Origin of the sequence: Actinomadura montaniterrae, assembly GCF_008923365.1 — a bacterium.
Taxonomy (GTDB): domain Bacteria; phylum Actinomycetota; class Actinomycetes; order Streptosporangiales; family Streptosporangiaceae; genus Spirillospora; species Spirillospora montaniterrae.
Genome location: NZ_WBMR01000365.1, coordinates 1 through 6,504, shown reverse-complemented (window position 1 = coordinate 6,504; position 6,504 = coordinate 1). Strand labels below are relative to the sequence as shown.

The following is a 6,504-nucleotide window of genomic DNA, read 5'->3' as shown; positions in this document are numbered from 1 at the left end:
CTCCCGCGACGGCCGGGCCGCGGGCCACCGAGGCGGCCGGGCCGCGGCCTCCCGCGCGGTCCGGGTTCTGGGCCTCGCTCGCGCCGCTGGAGCAGGCCGGGTTCCTCGCGGCCGCGCACGACGTCGTGTACCCGCTCGGCGAGGTGCTGTGGCGGGAGGGCGACGCCGCCGACCACCTCCTCGTGATCCGCTCCGGCGCCGTGCGGATCTGCGTCGACCGGGACGGCGGCGAGCGCATCGTCGCGTTCCGCGGCCCCGGCGACATCATCGGCGAGCGCGCCGCGCTGCTGCTGCGGCGCCGGTCGGCGACCGTCGTCGCGGTCGACACCGTCCGCGCCCTGCGGATGTCCACCCAGGAGTTCGCCGCGTACCTGACCGCGCACACACGGGTGGTCGCCCTGGTGGAGAAGGAGGTGTACGACCGGCTGACCGAGCGCGTGTTCCCGTCGCAGGAGCACGCCCGCGCCGCCGCGGCCCCGCTCGACCCCTACACCGGGACGAGCGCCTACGCCGCCATCACCCCGTACGACGACGACGGTGTCCTGTCCCCCTACGCCGCGCGCGCGGCGGAGCCCCCTCTGCGCCTAACCCCGTCCTACGCGCAGACCATGCCATCCGTACAGGGCAGGGCCCTTCCTGGGGGTGCGTACGCCACCGCCGTTAAGGAGCCTCCAGCACGGCGTCCGTGGACGGGCCACATGTGCTCCATCATGTTCGTCGACATAGCGTCCTTCAGCGCGCCGTACCGCACCGACATGGACCGGCTCGAGATGCGCCGGATCATGTACGAGCTGCTGTGGGAGGCGTTCGCGGACGCGGGTGTCCCGTGGGACGAGTGCCACCGCGAGGACCGCGGCGACGGCGCCCTGATCGTCGTCCCGCCCGAGACCCCCGCCGCCGCTGTCGAGCCGGTCGTCGCGCGGCTCGCCGCGTCGCTGCGCCGCCACAACCGGACCGCGCAGGAGGCCGTCCGCATCCAGCTGCGGGTGGCGCTGCACGTCGGCCCGGTGACCGCGGACCCGCAGGGCGTGTCCGGCTCGTCGGTGATCCACGCGGCCCGGCTGCTGGACGCCCGCCCGCTCCGGCAGCGCCTCGCCGAGACCCGCGCCGACCTGGCCTTCGTCGCGTCCGCGTTCCTGTACGAGACGGTGCTCGCGCACGCGCCCGGCCACGACGCCGCCCGGTACGCGCCGTTCACCTCCCGGGTGAAGGAGTCGCGGCTCAAGGGCTGGATCCGGGTCGCGGACACCGGCGCCCGCGACTGACCGGCGCGGCGGCGGACGCCGGGACGGCGGACGCCGCGGTGCCGGTCACGGCTCGCGCGGGATGCGGAGGACGAACCGGGCGCCGCGGTCGCTGTCCTCGACGTTCAGCGTGCCGCCGTGCGCCTTGGCGATCTCGCGGGCGATCGGGAGGCCGAGGCCGGTGCCGTTGGCGTCGCGGGCCTTGCCGTCCTTGAGCCGCGCGAACCGCTGGAAGACGACCTCGCGGTCCTCCGGCGCGATGCCGGCGCCGTCGTCCAGCACCTCCAGGACCGCGACGCCGTCGTCGTCCCGGACGGTGATGTCGACCCGCGACTCGGCGTGCCGCTCGGCGTTGTCCAGCAGGTTCGTGAACAGCCGGACCAGCCGCAGCCGGTCGCCGCGCAGCTGCACGCCCTCCTGCAGGTCCGGGACGATCCGCTTGCTGCGGTCCGACCGGGCCAGCTCGATGGTGACCAGGGCGGCGAGGTCGATCGTCTCGGTGTCCTGCCAGGCGCCAGCGTCCAGCCGGGCGAGCTGCAGCAGGTCCGTGACGATCGCCTGCAGCCGGTCGAGGGTCTGCAGGACGGTCCGGGCGGTGCGGGGCCAGTCGGTGTCGTCGGCGTACAGCAGCGCCTCCTCCAGCTGTGTGCGCGCGGCGGCGATCGGGCTGCGCAGGTCGTGCGAGGCGTCGGAGGTGAAGCCGCGCTGCCTGGCGAGCGCGGCGTCCAGCCGGTCGAGGGTCGCGTTGACGGCCTCGGCGAGCATCCGGATCTCGTCCCGGTTCTCCGGCACGGTGACCCGGCGGCCCGACTTGCTCGCGGTGATCTCGGTCAGCTCGCGGCGGATCCCGTCGACGGGCGCGAGGGTCCGGTCGACGGTCCGCCACGTCCGCAGGCCGACCATCAGCACCAGCAGCAGGCCCACGCTGATCACGAAGGTGATCAGGCCGCCGCTGACGAACCACGGCACGTTCGGCGCGGCGGCGTACACCTGCCACTCCCCGGACGGCAGCCGGACGGTGAAGTCGATCACCCAGTGGCAGCCGCGCAGGCCGGCCGGCGGGCAGAGCACCTGGGCGTCCTTGAAGCCGGTCGCGGCGCCCGGCCGGAACGTGGCCATCGGCGGCCCGGCCACGTGGCCCGGCGTCCCGGCGACCACGGTGTTGCGCGGGTCCAGCACCTGGACGGCGATGCCGTGCGGCGCGCCGACGACGCCGCGCACCGGGCGGCGGCGGAACTCCTCGGCGACCTTCATCGCCGCGGACAGCGCCTGGTTGCGCTTGTACTCGGTGGCGCGGCCGCGCACCCCGACGACGATCATGGCGATGAGCACGGCGCAGATGAGGGCGGAGACCGTCCCGGCAATCACGGTCATCCGCACCCGTATGGACCATGTGCGCCGTCCGTACACCCGACCTCCCGCAGGTGAGGTAATCACCCGCAGGACCGGATTCAGTCCTCGCGACGGGCGCCCGGCACCCAAGAGAGGCCAAAGAAATGGTTGCCCATGACCGGCCGCTGACCTGCGATGACACCGCTTTCACCCGCCGATGCGAGACCCTTCGCCCGCGGGCCGCTCACGAGCGGGCCGCCGGCCGGCAGACAGCCGGCCGGCAGGCCGCTCGCGGGCGCAGAGGAGCGCGGCCACGGCCGCCACCGCCAGCAGCGCGGCCGCCGACGTCCACAGCGCGTGGTGCAGGCCCCGGACGAACGCCGCCGCGCCGTCCGGATCCAGCCGGCCCGGCGCACCGCCGCCGGGCAGGCCCGCGTAGACCAGGGCGCCGAGCACCGCGACGCCGAACACCTGCCCGACCTGCCGCAGCGCGTTCGTCACCGCCGACGCCATCCCGGCCCGCGACGCGTCCACCGCCGACATCGCGATCGTGGTGATCGGCGTCCCGCAGAGCCCGATCCCCGCGCCGAGGAGCGCGAAGTCCCACCAGACGGCGCCCGTCCCGGTGCCGGGCGCGAGGCGCAGCAGCCCGAGCGTCGCCGCGCCGCCGACCAGCAGGCCCGTCACCAGCAGCGCCCGCTCCCCCACGTGGTGGACGAGCCGCCCCGACAGCGTCGCGGCCACCGCGTACGCGACGCCGATCGCCGACACCTCCAGCCCCGCCCCGACCGGCGAGCGGCCCTGGACCTGCTGGAAGAACGCGCTGAAGTACACGATCGCGCCGACGAACGCGAAGAACACCACCAGCGCCACCAGGTTCGCGGCGGCGAACCGGGGCCGCAGGAACAGCGTCACGTCGACGAGCGGCTGCCGGGCGCACCGCTCCCACCAGGTGAAACCGGCCAGCGCGGCGGTCCCGGCGGCGAAGGCGAGCAGGACCGGCGCCGACGTCCAGCCCGCGTCCTGCCCCTGGATCGTCGCGAACGCCGGCAGCGCCACCCCGGCCGTGGTCAGCGCGGCGCCCGGCCAGTCGAACGGCCCGCGCGCCGCCTCCGGCCGGGGAATCCGGGGGACGAACCGCCCGGCGGCGGCGACCAGCACGGCGGTCAGCGGCACGTTCAGCAGGAACACCCACCGCCAGCCGAGCCCGGCGACGATCAGCCCGCCGAGCGGCGGCCCGGCCGCCAGCGCCAGCCCGGACGCGGTCGACCACAGCCCGATCGCCATCGCGCGGCGCCGGCCGTCCTCGAACACCGTCCTGATCAGCGTGAGGCTGCCCGGCACCAGCAGCGCGGGGCCGAGGCCCTGCAGGACGCGCCCGGCGAGCAGCGTCCCGGTGGCCGGCGCCAGGCCGGTGACCAGGGAGCCCGCGCCGAACACCGCCGTCCCGGCCATGAACAGGCCCTTGCGGCCGAGGCGGTCGCCGAGCGCGCCGCCCGCGACGAGGAGGCTCGCGTAGACCAGCACGTACGCGTCCACGACCCACTGCAGTGCCGCCGGACTGGCGTGCAGGTCGCGGCCGATCGTCGGGAGCGCGACGCTGACGACCGTGGTGGACACGACGGCGAGGAACAGGCCGACGGCCGCGACCGCGAGGGTGCCCCACGCGTCCGCCGGGCCGATCGCCCCGTCCAAAGCGGGAGGTTCTGCGCGCATGCCATCAGCGTGCGTCCCGAGTCGGCCAGAAGTCCAAGAGCTGGACGCTCTCGCTGTTAGCATCCCCGGTTATGGAGCTGCGCCAGCTGGAGTACTTCGTGGCGGTGACGGAGGAGGCCAGCTTCACCAAGGCCGCCGCGAAGCTGCACGTCGCGCAGCCCGGCGTCAGCGCGCAGATCCGGCAGCTCGAACGCGAGCTCGGGCAGCCGCTGCTCGACCGCTCCGGGCGCACCGTCCGGCTCACCGAGGTCGGCGCCGCCGTGCTGCCCTACGCGCGGGCCGCGCTCGCCGCCGTCGAGGGCGCGAAGCTGTCGGTGGACGAGCTGACCGGGCTGCTGCGCGGGCACGTCACGATCGGCACCATCGACTGGATCGCCTCGCTCGACCTGCCGGGGCTGCTCGCCGGGTTCCACCGCGACCACCCGAACGTGGAGATCACCGTCGTCCAGGACGAGTCGGCGTCGCTCGCCGAGGCGCTGCTCGCCGGCCGCACCGACCTCGCGTTCCTCAGCCTCGGCGCCGGGCCGCCGCCGGGGATCGCCGTCCAGCCCGTCATCGAGCAGGACCTGTTCGCCTCGATGTCCCGCGACCACCCGCTCGCCGGCCGCTCGTCGATCACCCTGCGCGCGCTCGCCGAGCAGGACCTCGTCAGCCTGCCGAAGGGCACCGGGCTGCGGGCCGTCCTGGACGAGGCGTGCGCGGCCGCCGGCCTGCGCCCGCGGATCGCGTTCGAGGCCGGCGAGCCGCCCGTCCTCGCCCAGCTCGCCGCGCACGGGCTGGGCGTGGCGGTCCTGCCGGAGTCCGCCACCGCGATCCGGGCGGACGAGCTGGCGTCGATGCCGATCGTCCGGCCCCGGCTGCGCGGCCGGATCGCGCTGGCGTGGCGGGCGGAGGGGCCGCGCGGCCCGGCGGCGCGGGCGCTGATCGCCCGCGCCCGCGCGGTGCTGCCCTCGCTCCCTTAGGCGCTCGCCTTCAGGACGGTGTGCAGGACGTCCGGCTTGTTGGTGATGACCCCGTCGACCCCGAGGTCGACCGCCTTCGCCATCTTCGTCTTGTTGTTGACCGTCCAGGTGAGCAGCCCCAGGTGCGCGGCGTGCACCTGCTTGACGTAGGTCTTCGTCAGGTCGCCGTAGGACGGGTTGACCAGGTCCGCGTACGCCTTGAGCTTCTTCAGGTCCTTCGCCTTCGGCATGCCGAGCAGGCCGGTCGGCACGCCGGGCAGGTCCTTGTGGAAGCGCTTGACCGACGCCCAGTCGAACGACTGCACGATCAGGCGGCTCCGCGCGGGCTCGCCCTTCGCGCCGAGCCAGTACGACCGGTGCCGCTTGAGCGCCGCGGCGACCCGTCCCTCGATCCCCGGATACAGCGCGGGGCTCTTCAGTTCGAGCAGCATGCCGGCGCCGGTGCCGCTCATCGCGCTCAGCACCTCGTCCAGCGTCGGGACGCGCTCGCCCTTGTACTTCTTCGCGTACCAGGACCCCGCGTCCAGCTTCTTGATCTGCTTGAGCGTGAGCTGGGAGACCTTCCAGGGCTTCAGCTTCGGGTAGACGTGCTCCACGTTCGTCGTCCTGGCCAGCGTGCCGTCGTGCAGGATGACCAGCTTGTGGTCCTTCGTCTGCTGGACGTCGAGCTCGAACATGTCCGCGTGCCGGGTCCTCGCCAGCCTGAACGACGCGAGGGTGTTCTCCGGCGCGTACGCGGACGCGCCGCGGTGCCCGACGTCGAGGATCGTGTGGGCCGCCGCCGCCTGCCGCTCCGCGAGCGGGACGAACGGGACGAGCGGCGGGAGCGGGGGGAGGGGGCGGTGCGGGCCGGCGGCGGCCGCCGTCGCGGGACCGGTGCTCACGGCCACGGTCAGGACGGCCGTGAAGGCGAGACCATGCCGACGGGACATTGTCACCTCTCGGGGAGCCGGGGGTTGCCTGCCTCGACCCTCGATTCGGCCGATGACACCCGGGTTACGAGTCAGTAGCAGACCATGTACACAGGGTGACATTACGCATTCGGAGCGTGCGTTACGAGCCGGACACGGCTTCTTCCCCGGATCGACTCACCCGTCCCCTTGCGGCGGTTCCTTCACCCGCCCGCTCCCCGCCCGTTTCGCGCTCTTCGCCGCCTTCGTCAGCACCAGCGCGCCGAGCAGCACCCGCCGCCCGCGCCGCAGCGGGCGCGGGAACCGCGGGCGCCGCGGCCCCTCCGCGTCCGGCGCCGG

At 74.5% G+C, this 6,504-nt stretch carries 5 protein-coding genes; 2 read left to right on the top strand and 3 right to left on the bottom strand.

The features are described 5' to 3' along the window. Positions 1 to 1,265, top strand: a 1,265-nt coding sequence (locus F9B16_RS48570; protein WP_151547043.1) for a cyclic nucleotide-binding domain-containing protein, incomplete at its 5' end; no start/stop codon positions are given. A gap of 45 nt (positions 1,266 to 1,310) precedes the next feature. Here F9B16_RS48570 and F9B16_RS48565 read toward each other — a convergent pair. Together F9B16_RS48565 and F9B16_RS48560 are read right to left on the bottom strand one after the other, a co-directional pair. Next, complete coding sequence (locus tag F9B16_RS48565; RefSeq protein ID WP_151547042.1) at positions 1,311 to 2,618, bottom strand: sensor histidine kinase; 1,308 nt, start codon at positions 2,616 to 2,618, stop codon at positions 1,311 to 1,313. A gap of 165 nt (positions 2,619 to 2,783) precedes the next feature. Beyond that, a complete protein-coding gene (locus F9B16_RS48560) occupies positions 2,784 to 4,292 on the bottom strand; it encodes an MFS transporter (RefSeq protein WP_192809372.1) in 1,509 nt (502 codons plus the stop codon). A 71-nt stretch (positions 4,293 to 4,363) separates the two neighbouring features. Between F9B16_RS48560 and F9B16_RS48555 the strand changes: the two genes are divergently transcribed. Beyond that, on the top strand, positions 4,364 to 5,254 hold the full coding sequence (locus F9B16_RS48555; protein WP_151547040.1) for a LysR family transcriptional regulator: 891 nt from the start codon (positions 4,364 to 4,366) through the stop codon (positions 5,252 to 5,254). Here the strand turns inward: F9B16_RS48555 and F9B16_RS48550 are convergent. Next, positions 5,251 to 6,186, bottom strand: a complete 936-nt coding sequence (locus F9B16_RS48550) for a glycerophosphodiester phosphodiesterase (RefSeq protein WP_192809371.1) — start codon at positions 6,184 to 6,186, stop codon at positions 5,251 to 5,253. The genes F9B16_RS48555 and F9B16_RS48550 overlap by 4 nt on opposite strands. Positions 6,187 to 6,504: the final 318 nt, after the last annotated feature.